Origin of the sequence: Tissierella praeacuta (assembly GCF_040396155.1) — a bacterium.
Classification (GTDB): Bacteria; Bacillota; Clostridia; order Tissierellales; family Tissierellaceae; genus Tissierella; species Tissierella praeacuta_A.
The window spans coordinates 43140-62340 of record NZ_JBEBOY010000005.1; the positions used below are offsets into that span (position 1 = coordinate 43140).

Sequence of the window (19201 nt, forward strand, 5' to 3'; positions counted from 1 at the left end):
ATCTTTATATTAATATTTAAAAAAGGGGGATAATTCCCCCTAAAATTTAATCTCTTCTTCTACTTGTCATTGCCAATAACCTGAGTAGTTCTCCAATAGCCACTAATGTAGCAGCTACATAGGTTAATGCTGCAGCTTTTAATACTTCCCTTGCTGGTTTTATCATATCTCTTTCCATAATTCCATTCTCTAATTGTAATAAAGCCCTGTGACTTGCATTAAACTCTACAGGTAATGTTACTACTTGAAAAAGCACCACTGATAAGAATAATGCAATACCAACTTCAATGAAAAATGGTGATATAGCAAAACCAATAAGAATAAAAATCCATACAAGTCTTGACCCTATATTTGCAATAGGAGCTATGTTATTTCTAAGGATTAATGGAAAATATCCTTCTGCATGCTGAATTGCATGACCTACCTCATGAGCCGCTACACTCATGGAAGCAATACTATTTCCTCCATAAATCTGGTTAGATAATCTTACAACCTTAGTTCTAGGATCATAATGGTCTGTCAGCTTTCCTCCTACTTGCTCAACTCTAACATCATAAAGACCATTTCTATCTAAAATCATCCTTGCGATTTGCGCCCCAGTATATCCTGTCCCACTAGAAACCCTTGAATACTTATTAAATGCAGAGCTAATCTTAAGCTGAGCATAAGAAGCAAATAACATAGCTGGAAGGACAAATATTATCCATGAACCATAGTATCCACCGCCATAGTAATAATTCATTGCGCATTACTCCTTTCGTATCTAATTTAATATAATACCTTTTTCTATAGAGTTTCCTCTTAGATATTCCCCTACCTTTAGTTTCTTTTTGCCAGGAAATTGAACTTCTTCAATGATAATTGTTTTATCTTTTGCATTTACATATATACCATTATTATCAACTTTTATTATTTCCCCATTTTTTCCTTCTTTAATTTTATCTATTAAACTTGCTTTGTGTATTTTTACAATTTCATCTTTATATTGAGTATATGCAGAGGGCCATGATTTTAAGCCTCTAATTAAATTTATGATATTTTCTCCTCTATCACTCCAATTTATTCTTCCCATGCTCTTATTTAGCATATGAGCATAGGTTGATAGATTATGATTCTGAGGAGTTTTATTTAATATCCCATTCTTAATTCCATCTAAAGCTTCAACTATTAACTCTCCACCCAATATAGATAATTTATCGTGCATACTAACAGCATCATCATCTAAACTAATTGGAATGGATTTCCACAATAACATATCTCCAGAATCCAATCCCTCTTCCATTTCCATAATAGTAACTCCTGTTTCCTTCTCTCCATTTATTATTGCCCAATTTATAGGAGCCGCACCCCTATATTTAGGTAATAATGATGCATGAACGTTATAACATCCACATTTAGGCATTTCTAAAATATCTTTTTTTAATATTTGTCCATAGGCAACAACAACAATAAAATCTGGATTTATCGATTTAATTCTATCAACAGATTCTATATCATTTATTGAATCTGGTTGATAAACCTCAAGTCCTAGTTCCAAAGCCTTTTCTTTAACTGGTGTATGCTGGACTTTTTTTCCTCTACCCTTAGGTTTATCCTTTTGAGTTATGACTAATTCTATAGAATATCCCTTTGAAAATAAAGATTTCAATGTGGGTACAGCAAAATCAGGAGTTCCCATAAATACTATCTTCATATTATTACACCTCATTAGCTAATTTTATTCTTCTTCTACCTCTACTTCCTCTATTATCTTATCTGTATATAAAACACCTTCTAAATGATCTATTTCATGACATAAAATCCTTGCCAGTAACCCACTCCCTTCTATAATCTTCTCTTCTCCATCTGCATCAATATATTTTACCTTAACTTGTTCTGGTCTTTTTACAGTCCCTGAACGGTTAGGTATAGATAAACATCCTTCTATATCAATAGCCTCACCTTTCATCTCCACTATAACTGGATTTATTAGTTTAATTGGACCATTGCCATCATCTATAACTATAACACGTCTAAGAACACCTACTTGTGGTGCAGCTAGTCCAACTCCATCTGCCTCATTCATTGTATCTATCATATCATCTAAAAGAATCTTTATTCTCTCTGTAATTTCTGTTACCTCTTTTGATTTTTTTCTCAATATTGGGTCACCAGATAATCTTATTTCACGTAATGCCATTTACATTCCTCCTATAGTATAGAATTTGGGTCAATATCAATGCTAAATTTTACATGATTTGTTTTTAATTTATATTCATTATTTATACATACCCTCTTTAAAATGTTTTTTAAACTATTTATATTTTCTTTTTTAGATTTAATAATTATCTGCCATCTAAAATTATTTTTAATTTTTTCAAGAGGTGCTGGATATGGTCCAATAATATAATCATTCAGATTATCTTTACTAATCCACTTTGATTCTTCGACAAGTAAATTATATACCTCACTTGCTATAGATGCAACTTTATTATTATCTTCCCCATATATAAGCAAACTAATAAGTTTCAAAAAAGGTGGGTATAAAAACTCTCGTCTTAAAGTAATTTCAGTATCGTAAAAACTTTTATAATCATGTTCTTTAGAAAACTTAATACTATAATGCTCAGGATTATAAGTTTGAAGTATTACTTTACCATCATCATCCCCTCTTCCTGCCCTTCCTGCTACTTGTGTAACTAATTGAAAGGCCCGTTCCGGAGATCTGAAATCTGGTAAATTCAAAGTAGTATCAGCTGCTATTATACCAACTAAGGTTACATTTTTAAAATCTAATCCCTTTGAAATCATTTGTGTTCCAATTAATATATCTATATTTCCTTTCTTCATATCCTCCAAAATGGATTCATGACTTCCCTTTCCGGTTGTAGTGTCCATATCCATTCTTGCTATTCTAGCCTGTGGGAATAACTCTTTTGTAAGTTCTTCTACTTTTTCAGTACCTATACCAAAGTATTTAATATATTTGCTTTTACATACAGGGCAAATATTTGGAGGATTTATAGCTAAACCACAATAGTGGCATTTTAATTTATTTATATTTCTATGATACGTCATTGATATATCACAACTATTGCATTTTACCACGTATCCACAATTCCTACAGGATATAAAAGTAGAGAATCCTCTTCTATTTAAAAACAATATTGTTTGCTTTCCATTTTTTAAATTTTCATTTATAGAATCATATAATCCCTTACTAAATATGGATTTGTTACCATTATTTAATTCTTCTCTCATATCTACTACTGTTACTTCTGGTAATGCATATTCGTTTACTCTTTCTTGTAATTCTAATAATTCAAAGTTTCCATTTAGGCTATTATAATAAGTTTCCATAGAAGGTGTGGCAGAGCCCATAATCAAAAAAGCATTTTCAATATCAACTCTTTTAGCTGCAACTTCAATAGTATTATACTTAGGATTTTGGGATGATTTATATGTTGCTTCATGCTCTTCATCAATTATTATAACACCGAGATTTTGAAACGGTGCAAATACAGCTGATCTAGCACCTACAACTATTTTTACTTTACCTTCCTTTATTCTTCTCCATTCATCAAATCTTTCTCCATATGATAATCTACTATGAAGAACTGCAACTAACTCTCCAAATCTACCAACAAATCTATCAATGGTCTGGGGAGTAAGGGATATTTCTGGAACTAGAATAATTGCTTCTTTTCCCTTATTTATTATTTCTTCAACAAGCTGCAGATATATTTCGGTTTTTCCACTTCCTGTTACTCCATGAATTAGAAATTTGTTACTCTTATCCTCACCATTAAATGATTTTACAATTCTCTCAAAGACCTTCCTTTGAGCAAATGATAGAGTATGTTTTTTATAATTCTTAATATCTTTTTTTATTGGATTTCTATTAATTTCTTTCTCATATATCTTTAACAGCCCTTTTTCCTCTATTGCTTTTATTGTAGATAATGTAGTATTCATTGATTTTGAAAGGTTTTTAAAGGATATATCCTTAGTATTAAAAAGGAACTCTACTATATCTCTTTGCTTAACAGCTCTTTTTCCAATATATTCATGCATTTCTTGCAATGAAAGATTTGTATTTAAAAGTTTAACCCATTTTTCCGTCTTTTTATCTACTGTTGTTTTAATGTCTATAGTAGTCTCTATAATTCCTTTACTTTCCAAAGAACTTAATATTCTATTTATATTAGAAACCTTTAAATCCTTCTTTAAATCTTCTAATAATACTTTGCCATTAGTATTTAAATAGGAAATAATATTCAATCCATCATCATTAATATCTTTATAATTATCTGTAACTATCTCAACAAAAGTATTTACTTCTTTGAAATCCCCGGGAGGCAGTGCTGGTTGAAAAGCATCTATATAAGATGATAAATAATATTCCTTCATCCAAATACTTAGTTCTATAAGTTCTTTTGAAATCAAAGGCTTGTCATCTAATACATCAACAACATTTTTTAAAGGATATCTTCCATTCCAAGTATTTATAATTTTAATTACAATGCCTTTAATTAATTTATTTCCCTTTCCAAAGGGAATTATTACTCTCATACCTTCTTTTACTATATCTTTTAACTCATTATCAAGAATATATGTATACAATTTATCAACTTGTGATGCTCTATTATTTACTATAATTTGTGCATATTTTATATTCAAATTAATCATCCTTTTAATATGAAAATTAAAAGCTAGATAGTTTAATCTAGCTTTTATTATCTAATATAGATTTTACCCTATCCAATATAACTCTTGCAACTTCTCTTTTGTCCATCATAGGATAAGTAGTCTTAGCACCTTCTCTATCAATTATAGCCACAATATTAGTATCAACATTAAATCCTGCCCCTTCTTTTGTTACATCATTTGCAACTATAAAATCAAGATTTTTCTTTTTCAATTTGCCCATGGCATATTCGTCTAAATTATTAGTTTCAGCTGCAAACCCAACCATAACTTGATCTTTCTTTTGTTTACCAAAATAAGCAGCTATGTCTGGATTTTTTATATATTTAATGATTAATTCGTCTTCTTCATTTTCTTTTTTCTTTATCTTAGTAGGACTAGTTGTCTCAGGTCTATAGTCAACAGGAGCCGCGGATTTTATCAGTACATCACATGAATCAAAATGTTTAGCAACTGCATTTAACATGTCTTCAGTACTTTTCACTTTAATTAGTTCTACTCTACTAGGTGGATTAATAGATGTAGGTCCAGAAACCAATACAACCTCTGCTCCTCTAATTGATGCTTCCTCTGCTATACTATATCCCATTTTCCCACTTGAATGATTAGTCATATATCTAACAGGATCTAACGGTTCAATAGTCGGCCCCGCAGTTACAACTATCTTTTTCCCTGATAAGTCCTTTTCTACAATACTATTAACAACATACTTTACAATATTTGCTGGCTCTGCCATTTTTCCTTCTCCATAATCTCCACAGGCAAGTAATCCTACTCCCGGTTGAATAAATTCATATCCTAGTTTTTTTAATTTATCTATATTATTTTTTACTATGGGATTTTGATACATTTTAGTATTCATAGCAGGGGCAAATATTATCTTAGCTGTAGATGCCATTACTACAGTAGTTAAAAGGTTATCAGCTATACCATTTGCTATTTTTCCTATGGTATTTGCTGTTGCTGGTGCAATTAAAATAATATCAGCTTTTTGTGCCAATGATATATGTTCAACATCGTAGTTTACAATTTCACTAAACATTTCTCTATGAACTATGTTTCCCGACATAGTTTGAAAAGTCAATGGAGTTACAAATTCAGTAGCCCCTTGAGTCATGACAACCTCTACATTAGCATGAAGTTTTTTTAGTCTGCTTACTATATCAGCAGCCTTATATACAGCAATCCCTCCTGTAACTCCAAGGATTACGGTCTTATCCTTTAACATCTAATCACCTCCTATTTTATACTATTTATAGGTGGTCTAGTATAAGTTATCTTGCCATTTACAACTTCTTCTAAAGCAATACTAACTGGTTTTTTAGAAGAGGTTTCAAGTAAAGGTTCAGCTCCTTCGATAATCTTTCTAGCCCTTTTGGCCGTAAGCATAACTAAAGTATATCTACTATCTCCTCTTTCGGCTAATTCATTAAAAGATGGATTTAACATATTATCTTCCTCCCTGTAAAATAACTTTATCTTTAATATCTAAATTCCTTTTTACCTTTAATTTTTCTGCTTTTATTATTGACTCAATATCAGATACAGCATATTCTATTTTGTCATTTACAACAAAATAATCATATTCTTCTATACAATCTAGCTCTTTAAAAGCATTTTTAAATCTTCTATTTATGTCTTCTTCTGATTCTGTTCCTCTTTTAACTATTCTATTCTTTAATTCTTCCATTGTTGGAGGTAAAATAAACACTAAAACTGCTTCAGAATAATTTTTCTTAACTTGTAGTGCACCTTGAACATCGATTTCCAGTAAAACAGTTTCTCCATTATTTATCTTGTCTATAACAAAATCTCTAGGTGTTCCATAATGATTAGTGTGTACATATGCATATTCTAAGAATTCATTATTCTCAATCTTTTTATTAAACTCTTCTTCATCTATAAAAAAATAATTAACCCCATCAATTTCTCCAACTCTCGGATTTCTAGTAGTTGCTGAAATGGAATATAATATATCCTTGTTCCTTTCTAATACTTCTTTACATACAGTCCCTTTTCCAGTACCAGCTGGACCTGAAACAATAAGTAAAAGCCCCTTTGACATAATTATCACCAGTCCTCTCCCTTCTATATTAATCCATATCTTCTTCTTTATCGTGAAATCGATTAGCAATGGTTTCTGACTGAACAGGTGTTAAAATCACATGTTGACTATCGGTGATTATAACTGCCCTAGTCCTTCTGCCATAAGTAGCATCTATTAGGAGACCTTTCTCTCTTGCTTCTTGAATCAATCTTTTAATAGGTGCCGATTCTGAACTAACAACAGATATTATTCTATTAGCCAAAACAATATTACCAAAACCAATATTAATTAGTTTTACTGACATGTTTTCCTCCTCAATTATTCAATATTTTGAACTTGTTCTCTTATCTTTTCTATTTCTGCTTTTATTTCAACTACATTCTGAGAAATCAATATATCATTGGCCTTTGAACCAATTGTGTTGATTTCCCTGTTCATTTCTTGAATTAGAAAATCAAGCTTCCTTCCTACTGCATCCTCTGCATCTAATATAGATAAAAATTGTTTTACATGGCTTTTTAATCTTACGATTTCTTCATTTATATTGCTCTTATCAGCAAAAATCGCCACCTCAGAACTTATTCTATCATCATCTATATTAATATCCTTATCTAATAATTCACTAATTCTATCCCTTAACTTATTTTTATATTCTAGCACAACTAAAGGAGATCTCTCTTCAATTTCTAAGACTATGGTTTCAATTCTATCTAATTTCGAAATCATATCACTTTTTAGTGCCTCTCCTTCTACTGTCTTCATACTCATAATATCTTTAAGTGCCATATTTAAAGCCTCTTTTAAACAGCTCCAAGCAATATCTTCATCTAATTCTTTTCTCTCAATCTTAATGATTTCAGATAGACCTAATATATTAAATAATCTAACATTTTCCTCTAATTCAAGCTCTGACGATAACTCTTCTAAAATAGATTTATAAGATTTTGCCAAAGGAATGTCTACTTTAATCTCTATAGCCGATTCATTGATATAATCTAAATTAATATATACATCAACTTTTCCCCTACTAATTTCCGTTTTTATAATTTTTTTAACATCTTCTTCAAGATATCCAATATGTCTAGGCATTTTAACTGAAATATCATTGTATCTATGATTAACTGCCTTTATTTCCACTTTAAAATTATAAACTTCGTTACTAAACTCTCCTCTGCCAAAACCTGTCATACTTTTAATTATAATAAACACCCCTTTCCTATTCTGACAACCACTAGATTATAGTTAAGTATTATATCTCTTATGAACAAATTAATCCACTATATGTTACAATTTTTTAATATTTATTCTATAAATCCTTTTAGTTTATTATTTCTTAATATAATGGTATACTTTTAGTAGTCTTAGTTAATATTGGAGGAGTTAATATGTCATTTGATGGTATTGTAACAAAGGCAGTTGTAAAAGAATTAAAAGAAAAATTAATAGGTGGAAGAGTAGATAAAGTCTACCAACAAGAAAAAGATGAGATTTTAATCCATATTCATAGTAAAGGAACTAACTATAAATTAGTAATGTCTGCTAGCAGCAACAACCCAAGGGTTTATTTAACAGAGTATTCTAAAAAGAACCCTTCTGAACCTCCTATGTTTTGTATGCTTTTGAGAAAACATCTTATTGGAGGAATAATATTAAATGTTGAACAGTTCAACTTAGATAGAGTAATCTTTATTGACATCTCTGCAGTAGATGAACTGGGTCAGCCCACTGAAAAAAGAATAATCATCGAAATAATGGGCAAACACAGCAATATTATATTAGTTGACAAATCTTCATTTAAAATAATAGATTCTGTAAAGAGAATATATGAAGATATGAGTAGAGTAAGACAAATTTTGCCGGGTATGATTTATGAATATCCACCATTACAAGATAAAGTCAATCCATTAGATGTTATAAAAGAAGATTTCTTTAACCTTATGGATTCAGAGAATAAAAATTTACCATGTTTTAAATTTCTATATTTTAACTATTTAGGATTAAGTCCTTTAATAAGTAGAGAAATATGCTTTGATGCAAATATAGATATAGATAGAAATCTTGGAAGTATATATGAAAAAGATAAAAATTCCTTATATCTTTCTTTTAATAAGTTTATGAATTTAGTATCTAAAGAAGAATTTACTCCTATTTCAATTTTAGATAATAATACAGGAGAGATATTGGCTTTTCATGTATTGGAACTTAAGCAATTTGGTATGGGAAACAAGGTGTTCTTTGATTCTATATCAAAACTTCTAGATAATTTCTATCGTAGAAAAGATATCCTTGATAGAATAGGGCAAAAATCTCAATCTATTAGAAAATCTATTCAAGTAAAGCTTGATAGAACTTTAAATAAGCTAGGAAAACAAAAGGAAGAACTTTTAGAAAGTCAAGATAGGGAAAAATATAAAGTTTATGCCGATTTAATATCAGCTAATCTTCATACTATTCCTAGGGGAGCCAATAATATTGAACTTGAAAATTTCTATGATGAGAATTTAGGTAAATTAAAGGTTCCCCTTGATATTAAATTGTCCCCAGTGGCAAATGCACAAAAATATTATAAAAAATATTCAAAACTTAAAAATGCCCATCAGTTGTTATTAGATCAAATACCTAGTACAGAAGATGAAATTTCTTATTTAGAAAACGTGCTTATGAGTATAGAAAATTCAACAGAAATTGAAGAATTAGATGAGATTAAGGAAGAACTAATCAGTGAAGGTTATATAAAAGGTTCTATAAAAAAGAAAAAATCAAAAGAAGAATCTGTATCTAAACCTCTTCACTTTATTTCTGGAGATGAATTTAATATTTACGTGGGGAAAAATAATAAACAAAATGATTATTTAACCTTACGATTATCCCGTAAAGATGATATGTGGCTACATGTTCAAAATATGCCAGGAAGCCATGTAATCATAGAGAAAAAAGGTAAGGATATACCATCTTCCACTTTAGAAGAAGCTGCTATATTGGCTGCATATTATAGTAAAGGTAAAAATTCTAATCATGTTGCAGTGGACTATACAGAAAGAAAAAATATTAAAAAACCTAAAAATGCCAAAGCAGGAATGGTAATATATGATAACTTTAAGACAATAACTATAAATCCTTCTAAGGAATTAGTAGATAAGATTAAGACTGGATCATCTAAAAACTAGTTATGAATTTAATATTTTTAAAAAGGGCTAATATTTTAGCCCTTTTAATTTTCTATAATCCTAATTTAATTGTAAGTTTTTCAAGCATGTCCTTAGTCATGGAGTCTAAGTCGTATTTTGGATTCCAGCCCCATTCTTCTCTAGCAGCTGAGTCATCTAATGAATTTGGCCAAGTATCAGCAATACCTTGTCTTATTGGGTCTACATCATAATCTAATTCAAATTCTGGTATAACTTTCTTTATAGATGCAGCTAACATTTCTGGGTCGAAACTCATAGCAGTTACGTTAAATGCATTTCTATGGATTAATTTAGATGAATCTGCCTCCATAAGATTTATTATAGCATCTAATGCATCTGGCATATACATCATATCCATTTTTGTTCCTTTACCTATGAAACTAGTGTATTTCTTATTCTTTAATGCATCATAGTAAATATGAACTGCATAGTCAGTAGTTCCTCCACCTGGTAATGTTTCATAAGAAATAAGACCTGGGAAACGAACTCCTCTAGTATCTACTCCAAATCTCTTGTAATAATAATCACATAATAATTCTCCAGCTACTTTAGTAACACCATACATTGTTGTTGGTCTTTGGATAGTATCTTGTGGAGTATTATCCGCTGGTGTTGATGGACCAAATGCTGCAATAGAACTTGGTGTAAATACCATACAATTTTCTTCCCTTGCAATTTCAAGAATATTATATAAACCGTTCATATTTATATTCCAACAATCTTCTGGATGCTTTTCACCTACAGCTGAAAGAATTGCTGCTAAATTTATTATTGTATTTACATTATGTTTTTTAACTATTTCAGATACTTCATTTCCTTTAGTTATATCTACTATTTCAAATGGTCCTGATTCAATTAGCTTTTCATGTCCTTCTTTTACTCTTCTACCACTGGCAATAACATTATTTGCCCCATAAATTTTTCTTAGCTCTACGATTAATTCTGAACCAATCTGCCCTAATGCTCCTGTTACTAATATTTTTCTCATTAAATACACCCCCATTATAATTAAATACCTTCTTAATCCGTCATAATTATATCATATTTAATACAATTTGAGTACCCATTATATAACAAATTTAGTAAAAACAAACCCCAATCCCCTTAGGTCCTAAATGTGAGCCAATTACTGGGCCTAACTCATCAATTATTATTGTAGCCTTAGGAAATTTTTCCTGTAGTAAATCTTTTATCTTTTCAGCATCTTCCTTATTTAAAACATGACATATACCTATTTTCTCAACATTAGAAGGAAGCCTCTCCATTATAGCCGATAACACTTTATTCCTCCCCCTAAGCTTTTCTAAAAGTTTAAGTTCTCCATCTTTTAGTTGAATTATGGGCTTAATATTTAAAAAGTTTCCTAATGTTGCCTGAACTGCCGAGAGCCTCCCCCCTCTACTTAAATACTCCAATGTATCTGTAGTTAGATAAATATTCATATTAACTTTTTTAGTATTTAAATAACTTTCAATCTCCCTAGATGACTTTCCTTCCTTCACCATCTGTACCGCATCTTCAACTAAAAACTTCAAATTTGCAACTGCCATTTGTGAGTCAATAATAGTAATTTTTTTATTCTCTAACATGTTTTTTGCAAGCATTGCACTATTAAAAGTACCGCTTAATTTAGAAGATAAAAGAATTGCTATTATCTCATCATAACCTTCCTCAAAAGCATTGTTAAAAGCATTTAAAAATTCTCCTACTGGTGGTTGAGATGTTGAGGGGAATAATTTCGTATTTTGAAGCTTATTATAGAATTCATCAAATTCTCCTGGAAATGGATCCTTCCCTGATTCTTCTCCAAAAATATAGCTCAATGGAACTACTGTAACGTTTTCTTCCTTTGCATATTCTTTAGTTATATAACTAGTACTGTCAGTTATTATTTTAATCTTTGACATCTTATGCCTCCCTTTATAAATAAAATAATTATGCCATTATCTAACAGCATAATTATTTTATTATTTCATATTTAAATTTATTTTACAAGTAGTTATCTATATTTAATACTTATTTCATGAAATATGAGAACCTTTCAATAAATATCTCCTAATTACATTCTTTACTAATATTTTACAACGATATAGATTTTACTCGCTTTCTTATATATTATTTTATTAGAATATAGTATTAATATATAATATATAATCTATATTTATTTTTCTATTCCCTTTCTAGCTTCTACACCTTTATAATAATAATGCTTTATCTCCTGCATCTCAGTAACTAAGTCAGCAAATTCAACAATTCTTTTATCTGCATATCTACCTGTTATAATCACTTCAATCTTTTGATTTCTATTCTTTAATATATCAATAATATCATCGGGGTTTAATAATTTATAGTAAGTAGCTATATTTAACTCATCTAATACAACAATATCATATTTATCACTATTTAAAATTTTTTTACATACTTCTAGTCCTTCTTTAGCTATTCTAATATCCTCATCTGTAGGGTCATTGTATATGAAACAATCTCTACCAAATTGTTGAATTTTAAAGTTGGGAAGGTATTTCTCACTTTCTAATTCACTATACTCCATGCCTTTAATAAATTGGCCAAAAAATACTTTCTTCCCAGCAAGAACAGCCCTTAAGGATAAACCTAATGCAGCAGTTGTCTTTCCTTTCCCGTTTCCAGTATATACATGAACATATCCTTTTTCCACAATATACACCCCTTTCCAATAATCTTAACCTTATCCATATATTTCTTATTTCCTATAAATCTTGACTCCGATACTTCAAATTCAACAAATTGATTTGGGTATAGCTCTCTCCTCATGTTATTCGTAGGAGTAGGTTTCCATGTTGCCCGTTTAGTGACGCAATATCCTACAAATGTACAGCAGACCCAATTTATTTCAATTAATATATTTCATATACTCAAAAGTTGCTTGAATTTAAGGACTTTTATATAAATTTTTACATCAACACCATATACTCCACCTAGGTTGTGGCAACTAGATGATAATAATATGCGAAGGCATGATGTCAATTCATCTTCTATTTTAAAGACTTCCTCCATGATCCTGCCTCGATTCCATATCTTGCTTGACCATTCTTTCTATTTTAAATGGTAAAAGCCAGAATTTAATGTTGGTGGGACTGAATGGGGATACTGAATTGCAATACGATTTTCCGGTTTTGTATCAAACAGATACAGAAAAAAAAGAAATATCCACTCCAGCGGTTTCATTATAAAATATATGGCATCAGCAATATATGGAGACTGTATATGTTTTGCTATTGGATACCCAATTTTATCATACAAAGCCCTTACAAAACGGTGAAAGTTTGGTGTCCACTCTTCAAGAAGCTGTTCAAAAGCATTAGTGATACACAACTGCCTATTTACAATTACTCTATGACCATGTCGTTTCCCAGTACGTATCGGCTTTACAATTGTTGGATGCCCGCCTGCTGCAACTGTACATAAATAATGTTCATCTCTATAAATGTTTTGAGGCGCAACCTTCTGTGACATATTCCAATCGGCAGTTTCTGTCCACGCTTTTATAAAGCTGTCTGGCTCCTGACCAAATAGAAGCAATATAGCAACTAAAATACCGAGCAAGGGAATTGCAGCAAGAAAAGCTATCCATGGCCAGTTGGTGGTATTATTTAGTAATATCACAATATGCCTATATTTATGAGAGATATTTTGTTTTTCGAAGGTTTGTTGATGCACAACATCTTTTATTGTTCTTATAGCAATCAAAATCCAGTTTAATGGGAATAAGCAGAGTAAAATCATATCTGTATCTAGTGCAGTAAATATTTGAGCACACCATAGAATACATTGTGCAATACCAAGGTATAGTGCGGAAATACAAAGTACTGCAAAAAGTGGAGGCAACTTTTCAATGTTAAAAAATCTAAGAATTATATAGCCAAAAACAGCTACTAAAGCAATAATACCCATAGTCAAAAATGATTTTGTCGCAATAGGAGTATGGATTTCATGGTTGTATAATTGAATATGCCAATCGTAAAAAACAATGTCAATCAATGACACATAAAAAAGCGTAAACGTCACCCCTATACCCATTGCTACGACTTCCCATCTTTTTATTACCTTTTCTTTTTCCTCTGTTTTGGGTTTGATAAAAAGTAAAACGATATTTTCAATTGTTAAAACAATAGGTAACGTCAATAGTGAATATATCAATAGTCCAGATAATATGTCTCGAAAAAGGAAATTTGATGAACCTTGGATTATACTAATAATCGATAGTGTTGCTACAATGAAAAACGATCCTATAAAACTAAGTATTATTGTGGTTAAAATAGGAGCTATATAAAAATACTTACTTATCTTTCTGAAAATAACTTTCATCTAAAACACCTCTATTTATTCTAAATAAACAACTTCTACATTTCTTATAATATCATTTTATCATAAATATTTATTCAATGAATTCACAAAATATAAATATTTAAATCTCATATAAACCAAATAAAGATAAATACTTCTTATCTAATCTAAGATAGAACTTCTCAAACCCTTGGCTTTACCTATACTTAATACTCATGTCATTATTGTAGCACGTTCCATAGTCAGGGTCGGATGTAAATTGAAGTCTTTTGTTATGTTTTTGTATTATATTTGCACTTCTAGATGTATTTTAGAGAGGATTAAATTATTGATTAATCCTCTCTAAATTGGTTATCTACAACTATGAAACTAAAAAACTTCTCTTTTTACTAGTTTCTTGTTCTATTTTAATTGGTATATCTTATTAAAATAGTTCTTTCAAAAAAGAACTTTTTTAATCTTTGTTTTTCTAATATTCCTTTGCATTATCAAAAATTTTGTCTGCCAATATATCTTTGAAAATTTCTTTCTCTAATTTCAAATAATCTCTCTTACTTATACCTAACTGATAAATCGTCAGATTATTATTAGATTTTACAGTTAGTATTTTATATTTTGAATCATATGAACAAATATATCTAGTACAAGTAGTGTAATTATACTTTTTGTTTCTAGCAAATCCATTTGGCATAGTCATTGCAGTCATTATATTATAAGAGTATGAAAGTCCTCTCTAAAACTATTGGGTTTAAAATATTCATTTATATTTATAATATTTAAATCCGTGGTTTAAGATTTCTTACTACTATCTCTTAAGATAAAATTCTTCACCTATATCAAAATGCTTAAGTCCTCCTTCATATATTAGCGTATCTCCTTTTATTCGGAACTTCATAATGACTTTATCACCATCATAACAAATTAGCTGGTCGCCTTCTTGGATATAGTCCCCTTTAGGTGCATAACCATATAAATATCCGAGATTTGCCAAGTATTGTCCATTTTCGTCTAGCTCTATACTTCCATAATCAGGTATATCTTTTTTATTTTCATAAAGACCTTTTTTTACAGTATATCCGTCTGTAAAATATGTATCAAAAATTCGATATTTTCTACTACCTGAATCATAAACTAGTGAACCTACATCAGAACCTTCAATTATCTTACCATTGAGTTGTCTAGACTTAGTTAAATTTTCATCATAGAGAATTCTCCTCAAATTATCTCCTATTAAGTTATACTCAAACATTATATCGTTTTGGTCCAAAAGCCAAATTCTAATTGTCATTTCACTTTCATTAAAGCTTACAGAACTAGCATTGTCACCTGCTACAATCTCACAATTTATGGGTTTTAAGTCTAAGACTCCCACTATCTTGTTTGCCTTTAAATCATAAACAAATAGACCAAAATAACCATGCAGTACTACATAATTTTCCGAGTCATAATCTAAAACCACCTCAACACCACAATTAGTTTCTGAAGTAATCTCAGGTTTCTTTTTAAGTTCATCAATAATAAACTTCTCATTATCTTTTTTCTTTTCTTCTTCTATAATAGAAATTAAGTATAATTGATTTTCAAATAATATAAAAAATAATAAAATTTTTGATAGATTTTCTTTACTTTATACGAAGTATTAAATAAGAACACAAATATATACATATAGAAATCAAAATACGAGGAAGGTGGTGCTATTGAAAATAACTGAGGAAAATTTTATTAAACAATTAAGAAAAAGAAATGAAGAAGCCTTAGATTATGTTATTGATAATTATGCTTGGATTCTTAAAACTGTTATAAAAAAACATTTATTTTATCTACCACATTTTTATGAAGAATGCATGAATGATTGTCTCCTAGCTATTTGGAATAATATTTACTCTTATGATCCTACAAAAAGCAGCTTTAAAAATTGGGTTGGAGGAATTGCAAAATATAAATCTATAGACTATGTAAGAAAATACTTAAAAGATTTAGATAATGAAAATATAGATGGTTTATCTATACCTGTAGAAGATAATTCTTTAAAGGAAATATTATCAAATGAAATCAGCGAAGAAACCAAGAATATGCTCAATAGTTTATCTAAAGAGGATAAAGAAATTTTTAAAAAATTATATTATGACGAAAAAAATATGGATGAAATATCTAAAGATACAGGCCTTAGTAAATCTATTTTATACAATAGAATTTCTAGAGGAAAGAAGAAAATGTATAAATCAGCTAATATCGAAGGAGGTTTTAAAAATGAAGGATTCTAAAAATATCTATGAATTTTTAAATCAGATATACTTTGACATTGAAGATTATGAAAGAGAACAGTTAAATGATATAGAAAAACAAAATTTCAAAAAGACCTTTAGAAAAAATATTAAAAGAAAATTTAACCTTAAAAAACTTGGTAATATAGCTGCAGTTTTAATATTATCCATAGGGGCGTTAAGCCAAACAGATTTTGGGAAGAATGTTTATGCTATTACAGAATCAAAAATTTCAGAGATTTCTTCTTATATAATATCTTATTCTATAGAAAATACTCTCGGTGTTAGAAAAAATATCGAATCTTATTCAAATGCAGTTAATCAAATAGTAAAGCATAATGGAATAGGTATAAAATTAACAGATGTATTTATAGATAAAGATGAATTAATACTTTGTATATTTTTAAACGCAAATGAGCCTATAGAAAACTCTATACTAACTCGTCATATATTTATAAATGGTAAAAAGGTAAACCCTCCTGTTATTAGTTCCAGAGTTACAAAGATTGTAAATTATAAAACCATGGCTAAAGTTGAGTTTATAAATATTAAAAATATTGAACTTAAAGAAGATATTAATATAAAAGTTATATTTGATAATTTACAATATTCTACAGGAGATTCTAAAAAAGAGATAGAGGGAAAATGGGAATTTGAATTCACTGCAAACGGTAAAAATTTACTAGAAAACACTCATACTTCTGCATTGGATTACTCATTTTATATAGATAATAAAAAGTATATGTTAGAGGAGTTTAGATACAATCCTGTAAATCAAAAAATACATGGAAAAAGAAGAATAAAAGATAGATATGAATCAATTGGCTATAATATTGAATTAAGGGGAAATGACAATTTAGGAAATCAAGTTGAATTTCATTTATTACCTTTATCTGATGCTGAAGAAGATTTAGTATTTAAATACCAAAATTTATTTAGGGATTTATCTGACGAAATCACTTCTATCACTTTAACTCCATATGCTGCAAAATATTCTGGAGAGATTAGAAGAAATGACTGGAAACAGGTTGGTGAGGAATTTACCATATTTTTAAATAAATAATCATACTATTGTAAAAGTAAAAGCTCTTTTCTGGAAAGAATTAAAATATTATTAAACCAGAAAAGAGCTTTTACTATATTGTTATATAACCTTAGTTCCCTATACTAATATATAATACAGTTGTTTTTTGATAACCCATTAATTTAAAGTTTCAACTTCAATGAATAATTTTTTTAATCTATTAACCAATACCATTATAAATATTCTCAAAATAACTCCTATAAGGGATACAAAAAATATTAACTTATTAATATTAAATAACAATGCAAAGTTCATTAAAACAATGTTAATAACTGAAATAATAGTATAACCCTTTAATTTTGCTATATTCTCATTGGCTATATCAGTATAATTATTAGAATCTAAATATTCAATAGAAGATTCTAATATCTTAAAAAATAAAATTAGTTCAATTATATTATATACTGCCATAAAAACCAATATAGGTATAGAATAATTTATAGGTTTATCAGAGAAATAATTCAATAATCCAGCTATAAAAGATATACTTGCAGCCAATACCCCTATAACTTGTGTCTTATGAAATGATTCTACCTTGGTTTCTTCATATAGTTTTCTTAGTCCAATTGATATTAATAATAATCCTACAAAAGCAGGAAGAATTTTTATGGGGCCTAACTTTATATTAAATGTTGCAATAAAGATTCCCCAAAAAATCTGTTTATATCCTTTGAACATTAAATTTCCCCCCTAGCCCTTAGATATTTCACTATTTCCCAAGTATTAATATTATAATTTGTATATTCAATATTATATACTCTACTATAGAAGAGATCTCCATTTGAATCTCTATAATAAAGCTTTGGCTCTAAACTATATAATGCAAATTTCTCTAAAATATTCTTTTTTGGCTGTCTAAAGGCAGATTTTATTCTTATAACATCATTATTTTTATATTGAACTTCTGATATATCTGTATAACTAATATCTCCTACTTTTATTTCTATTAAATCATTTACATCCTTTAATAATGGCGACTCCATATTTGTTATAGTTATATCTTCTTTAACATCAATTATCACTGAAGAAGTTCCATCTGAAGAACTGGTGCTACTTAAGGATTTCAAATGTTTACTTTCACAATCGTTATTATCCTTATAGTAATTATAAAATATTATTCTACCAAGATCTATATCCATTACCTCACCATTATCAAAAGTAATCTTTGCCTTATTTAATTCAATTTCATCAAACTCTCCCAAACTTCTTACATCTATTGTAACGTAAAGGTTACGAAAAATATATCTACCATAAACTTCTTCCCTAAAATTATTTCCTCGTAAAAATACAGGAAATATATCTCTCATACTACTAGAGTTCCCTGCATATGCTACAAGATTAGGATATTCCTCAAAATAAATATCAGTAATCCTTCTATTATCTGAAACATTAGTTAGGTATTTTAAAATAAGTTCTCTTTCCTTATATGAATTATTAGAAATATCAAACATTGTTTCTACATAATTCTTAAAAAATACTGGTTTATCTAACTTCATAAACATAGCAACTCCTATAGAAATTACTAATGATAAGCTAATAGTGAATATCCCTATTTTTAATGCTTTTTTATTTAATCCCATAGAATTCCCCCCATAAAATACATCAT

At 29.1% G+C, this 19201-nt stretch carries 20 protein-coding genes; 3 read left to right on the forward strand and 17 right to left on the reverse strand.

What is annotated here, in order from left to right; all coding sequences use genetic code 11:
* Positions 1–46 precede the first annotated feature (46 nt).
* From ABWP20_RS03905 to ABWP20_RS03945, 9 genes are read right to left on the reverse strand one after another with little or no spacing between them, the layout of a single operon-like run.
* Positions 47–742 (reverse strand): zinc metallopeptidase, encoded by a 696-nt coding sequence (locus tag ABWP20_RS03905; protein ID WP_353093941.1) that lies wholly within the window; start codon positions 740–742, stop codon positions 47–49.
* Between the two features lie 21 nt (positions 743–763).
* Complete coding sequence (gene fmt, locus ABWP20_RS03910; RefSeq protein ID WP_353093942.1) at positions 764–1693, reverse strand: methionyl-tRNA formyltransferase; 930 nt, start codon at positions 1691–1693, stop codon at positions 764–766.
* A gap of 24 nt (positions 1694–1717) precedes the next feature.
* On the reverse strand, positions 1718–2179 hold the full coding sequence (gene def, locus ABWP20_RS03915; RefSeq protein ID WP_353093944.1) for a peptide deformylase: 462 nt from the start codon (positions 2177–2179) through the stop codon (positions 1718–1720).
* Between the two features lie 11 nt (positions 2180–2190).
* A complete protein-coding gene (gene priA, locus ABWP20_RS03920; RefSeq protein ID WP_353093946.1) occupies positions 2191–4659 on the reverse strand; it encodes a primosomal protein N' in 2469 nt (822 codons plus the stop codon).
* A gap of 46 nt (positions 4660–4705) precedes the next feature.
* Positions 4706–5914: a bifunctional phosphopantothenoylcysteine decarboxylase/phosphopantothenate--cysteine ligase CoaBC gene (coaBC, locus tag ABWP20_RS03925; RefSeq protein WP_353093948.1), complete on the reverse strand. Its 1209-nt coding sequence runs from the start codon at positions 5912–5914 to the stop codon at positions 4706–4708.
* A gap of 11 nt (positions 5915–5925) precedes the next feature.
* Positions 5926–6135, reverse strand: coding sequence for a DNA-directed RNA polymerase subunit omega (rpoZ, locus tag ABWP20_RS03930; protein ID WP_353093950.1), 210 nt, complete (start codon positions 6133–6135; stop codon positions 5926–5928).
* Position 6136: 1 nt separating this feature from the next.
* Positions 6137–6751, reverse strand: a complete 615-nt coding sequence (gene gmk, locus ABWP20_RS03935; protein ID WP_353094095.1) for a guanylate kinase — start codon at positions 6749–6751, stop codon at positions 6137–6139.
* Positions 6752–6779: 28 nt separating this feature from the next.
* On the reverse strand, positions 6780–7037 hold the full coding sequence (gene remA, locus ABWP20_RS03940) for an extracellular matrix/biofilm regulator RemA (protein WP_353093952.1): 258 nt from the start codon (positions 7035–7037) through the stop codon (positions 6780–6782).
* Between the two features lie 14 nt (positions 7038–7051).
* The gene (locus ABWP20_RS03945) at positions 7052–7942 is read right to left on the reverse strand and encodes a YicC/YloC family endoribonuclease (protein WP_353093954.1); all 891 of its coding nucleotides are present in this window, start codon (positions 7940–7942) and stop codon (positions 7052–7054) included.
* A 176-nt stretch (positions 7943–8118) separates the two neighbouring features.
* Here ABWP20_RS03945 and ABWP20_RS03950 point away from each other — a divergent pair, with 176 nt between their 5' ends.
* The gene (locus ABWP20_RS03950) at positions 8119–9900 is read left to right on the forward strand and encodes an Rqc2 family fibronectin-binding protein (RefSeq protein ID WP_353093956.1); all 1782 of its coding nucleotides are present in this window, start codon (positions 8119–8121) and stop codon (positions 9898–9900) included.
* A 52-nt stretch (positions 9901–9952) separates the two neighbouring features.
* Here the strand turns inward: ABWP20_RS03950 and ABWP20_RS03955 are convergent, their stop codons facing one another.
* The 6 genes from ABWP20_RS03955 to ABWP20_RS03980 all read right to left on the reverse strand — a co-directional run bounded on the left by ABWP20_RS03955 (position 9953) and on the right by ABWP20_RS03980 (position 15706).
* Positions 9953–10909 carry an L-threonine 3-dehydrogenase gene (locus tag ABWP20_RS03955; protein ID WP_353093957.1) on the reverse strand — a complete coding sequence of 319 codons (957 nt, stop codon included), beginning with the start codon at positions 10907–10909 and terminating at the stop codon, positions 9953–9955.
* Positions 10910–11000: 91 nt separating this feature from the next.
* On the reverse strand, positions 11001–11828 hold the full coding sequence (locus tag ABWP20_RS03960; protein WP_353093959.1) for a DegV family protein: 828 nt from the start codon (positions 11826–11828) through the stop codon (positions 11001–11003).
* A 254-nt stretch (positions 11829–12082) separates the two neighbouring features.
* The gene (locus ABWP20_RS03965; protein WP_353093961.1) at positions 12083–12598 is read right to left on the reverse strand and encodes a cob(I)yrinic acid a,c-diamide adenosyltransferase; all 516 of its coding nucleotides are present in this window, start codon (positions 12596–12598) and stop codon (positions 12083–12085) included.
* 398 nt (positions 12599–12996) lie between these two features.
* Positions 12997–14268 (reverse strand): DUF6688 domain-containing protein, encoded by a 1272-nt coding sequence (locus ABWP20_RS03970; protein WP_353093963.1) that lies wholly within the window; start codon positions 14266–14268, stop codon positions 12997–12999.
* 448 nt (positions 14269–14716) lie between these two features.
* Positions 14717–14944, reverse strand: coding sequence for a hypothetical protein (locus tag ABWP20_RS03975; protein ID WP_353093964.1), 228 nt, complete (start codon positions 14942–14944; stop codon positions 14717–14719).
* A gap of 108 nt (positions 14945–15052) precedes the next feature.
* Positions 15053–15706 carry a hypothetical protein gene (locus ABWP20_RS03980; protein WP_353093966.1) on the reverse strand — a complete coding sequence of 218 codons (654 nt, stop codon included), beginning with the start codon at positions 15704–15706 and terminating at the stop codon, positions 15053–15055.
* Positions 15707–15944: 238 nt separating this feature from the next.
* Here ABWP20_RS03980 and ABWP20_RS03985 point away from each other — a divergent pair, with 238 nt between their 5' ends.
* Both ABWP20_RS03985 and ABWP20_RS03990 read left to right on the forward strand, forming a co-directional pair.
* Positions 15945–16511: a sigma-70 family RNA polymerase sigma factor gene (locus ABWP20_RS03985; protein ID WP_353093968.1), complete on the forward strand. Its 567-nt coding sequence runs from the start codon at positions 15945–15947 to the stop codon at positions 16509–16511.
* Positions 16498–17574, forward strand: a complete 1077-nt coding sequence (locus ABWP20_RS03990) for a DUF5643 domain-containing protein (RefSeq protein ID WP_353093970.1) — start codon at positions 16498–16500, stop codon at positions 17572–17574. Before ABWP20_RS03985 ends, ABWP20_RS03990 begins: the two co-directional genes overlap by 14 nt.
* A gap of 138 nt (positions 17575–17712) precedes the next feature.
* Here the strand turns inward: ABWP20_RS03990 and ABWP20_RS03995 are convergent, their stop codons facing one another.
* Together ABWP20_RS03995 and ABWP20_RS04000 are read right to left on the reverse strand one after the other, a co-directional pair.
* Positions 17713–18273 (reverse strand): hypothetical protein, encoded by a 561-nt coding sequence (locus ABWP20_RS03995; RefSeq protein ID WP_353093972.1) that lies wholly within the window; start codon positions 18271–18273, stop codon positions 17713–17715.
* Positions 18273–19175: a hypothetical protein gene (locus ABWP20_RS04000; protein WP_353093973.1), complete on the reverse strand. Its 903-nt coding sequence runs from the start codon at positions 19173–19175 to the stop codon at positions 18273–18275. Before ABWP20_RS04000 ends, ABWP20_RS03995 begins: the two co-directional genes overlap by 1 nt.
* Positions 19176–19201 lie beyond the last annotated feature (26 nt).

What these genes read in the sequence shown, in the direction of transcription:
- ABWP20_RS03950 (WP_353093956.1), top strand. Translation starts at nt 8,119, where the DNA reads ATGTCATTTGATGGTATTGTAACAAAGGCAGTTGTAAAAGAATTAAAA.
- ABWP20_RS04000 (WP_353093973.1), bottom strand. Translation starts at nt 19,175, where the DNA reads ATGGGATTAAATAAAAAAGCATTAAAAATAGGGATATTCACTATTAGC.
- ABWP20_RS03960 (WP_353093959.1), bottom strand. Translation starts at nt 11,828, where the DNA reads ATGTCAAAGATTAAAATAATAACTGACAGTACTAGTTATATAACTAAA.
- remA (WP_353093952.1), bottom strand. Translation starts at nt 7,037, where the DNA reads ATGTCAGTAAAACTAATTAATATTGGTTTTGGTAATATTGTTTTGGCT.
- rpoZ (WP_353093950.1), bottom strand. Translation starts at nt 6,135, where the DNA reads ATGTTAAATCCATCTTTTAATGAATTAGCCGAAAGAGGAGATAGTAGA.
- ABWP20_RS03995 (WP_353093972.1), bottom strand. Translation starts at nt 18,273, where the DNA reads ATGTTCAAAGGATATAAACAGATTTTTTGGGGAATCTTTATTGCAACA.
- ABWP20_RS03990 (WP_353093970.1), top strand. Translation starts at nt 16,498, where the DNA reads ATGAAGGATTCTAAAAATATCTATGAATTTTTAAATCAGATATACTTT.
- ABWP20_RS03955 (WP_353093957.1), bottom strand. Translation starts at nt 10,909, where the DNA reads ATGAGAAAAATATTAGTAACAGGAGCATTAGGGCAGATTGGTTCAGAA.
- coaBC (WP_353093948.1), bottom strand. Translation starts at nt 5,914, where the DNA reads ATGTTAAAGGATAAGACCGTAATCCTTGGAGTTACAGGAGGGATTGCT.
- gmk (WP_353094095.1), bottom strand. Translation starts at nt 6,751, where the DNA reads ATGTCAAAGGGGCTTTTACTTATTGTTTCAGGTCCAGCTGGTACTGGA.
- ABWP20_RS03905 (WP_353093941.1), bottom strand. Translation starts at nt 742, where the DNA reads ATGAATTATTACTATGGCGGTGGATACTATGGTTCATGGATAATATTT.
- ABWP20_RS03970 (WP_353093963.1), bottom strand. Translation starts at nt 14,268, where the DNA reads ATGAAAGTTATTTTCAGAAAGATAAGTAAGTATTTTTATATAGCTCCT.
- ABWP20_RS03975 (WP_353093964.1), bottom strand. Translation starts at nt 14,944, where the DNA reads ATGACTATGCCAAATGGATTTGCTAGAAACAAAAAGTATAATTACACT.
- def (WP_353093944.1), bottom strand. Translation starts at nt 2,179, where the DNA reads ATGGCATTACGTGAAATAAGATTATCTGGTGACCCAATATTGAGAAAA.
- fmt (WP_353093942.1), bottom strand. Translation starts at nt 1,693, where the DNA reads ATGAAGATAGTATTTATGGGAACTCCTGATTTTGCTGTACCCACATTG.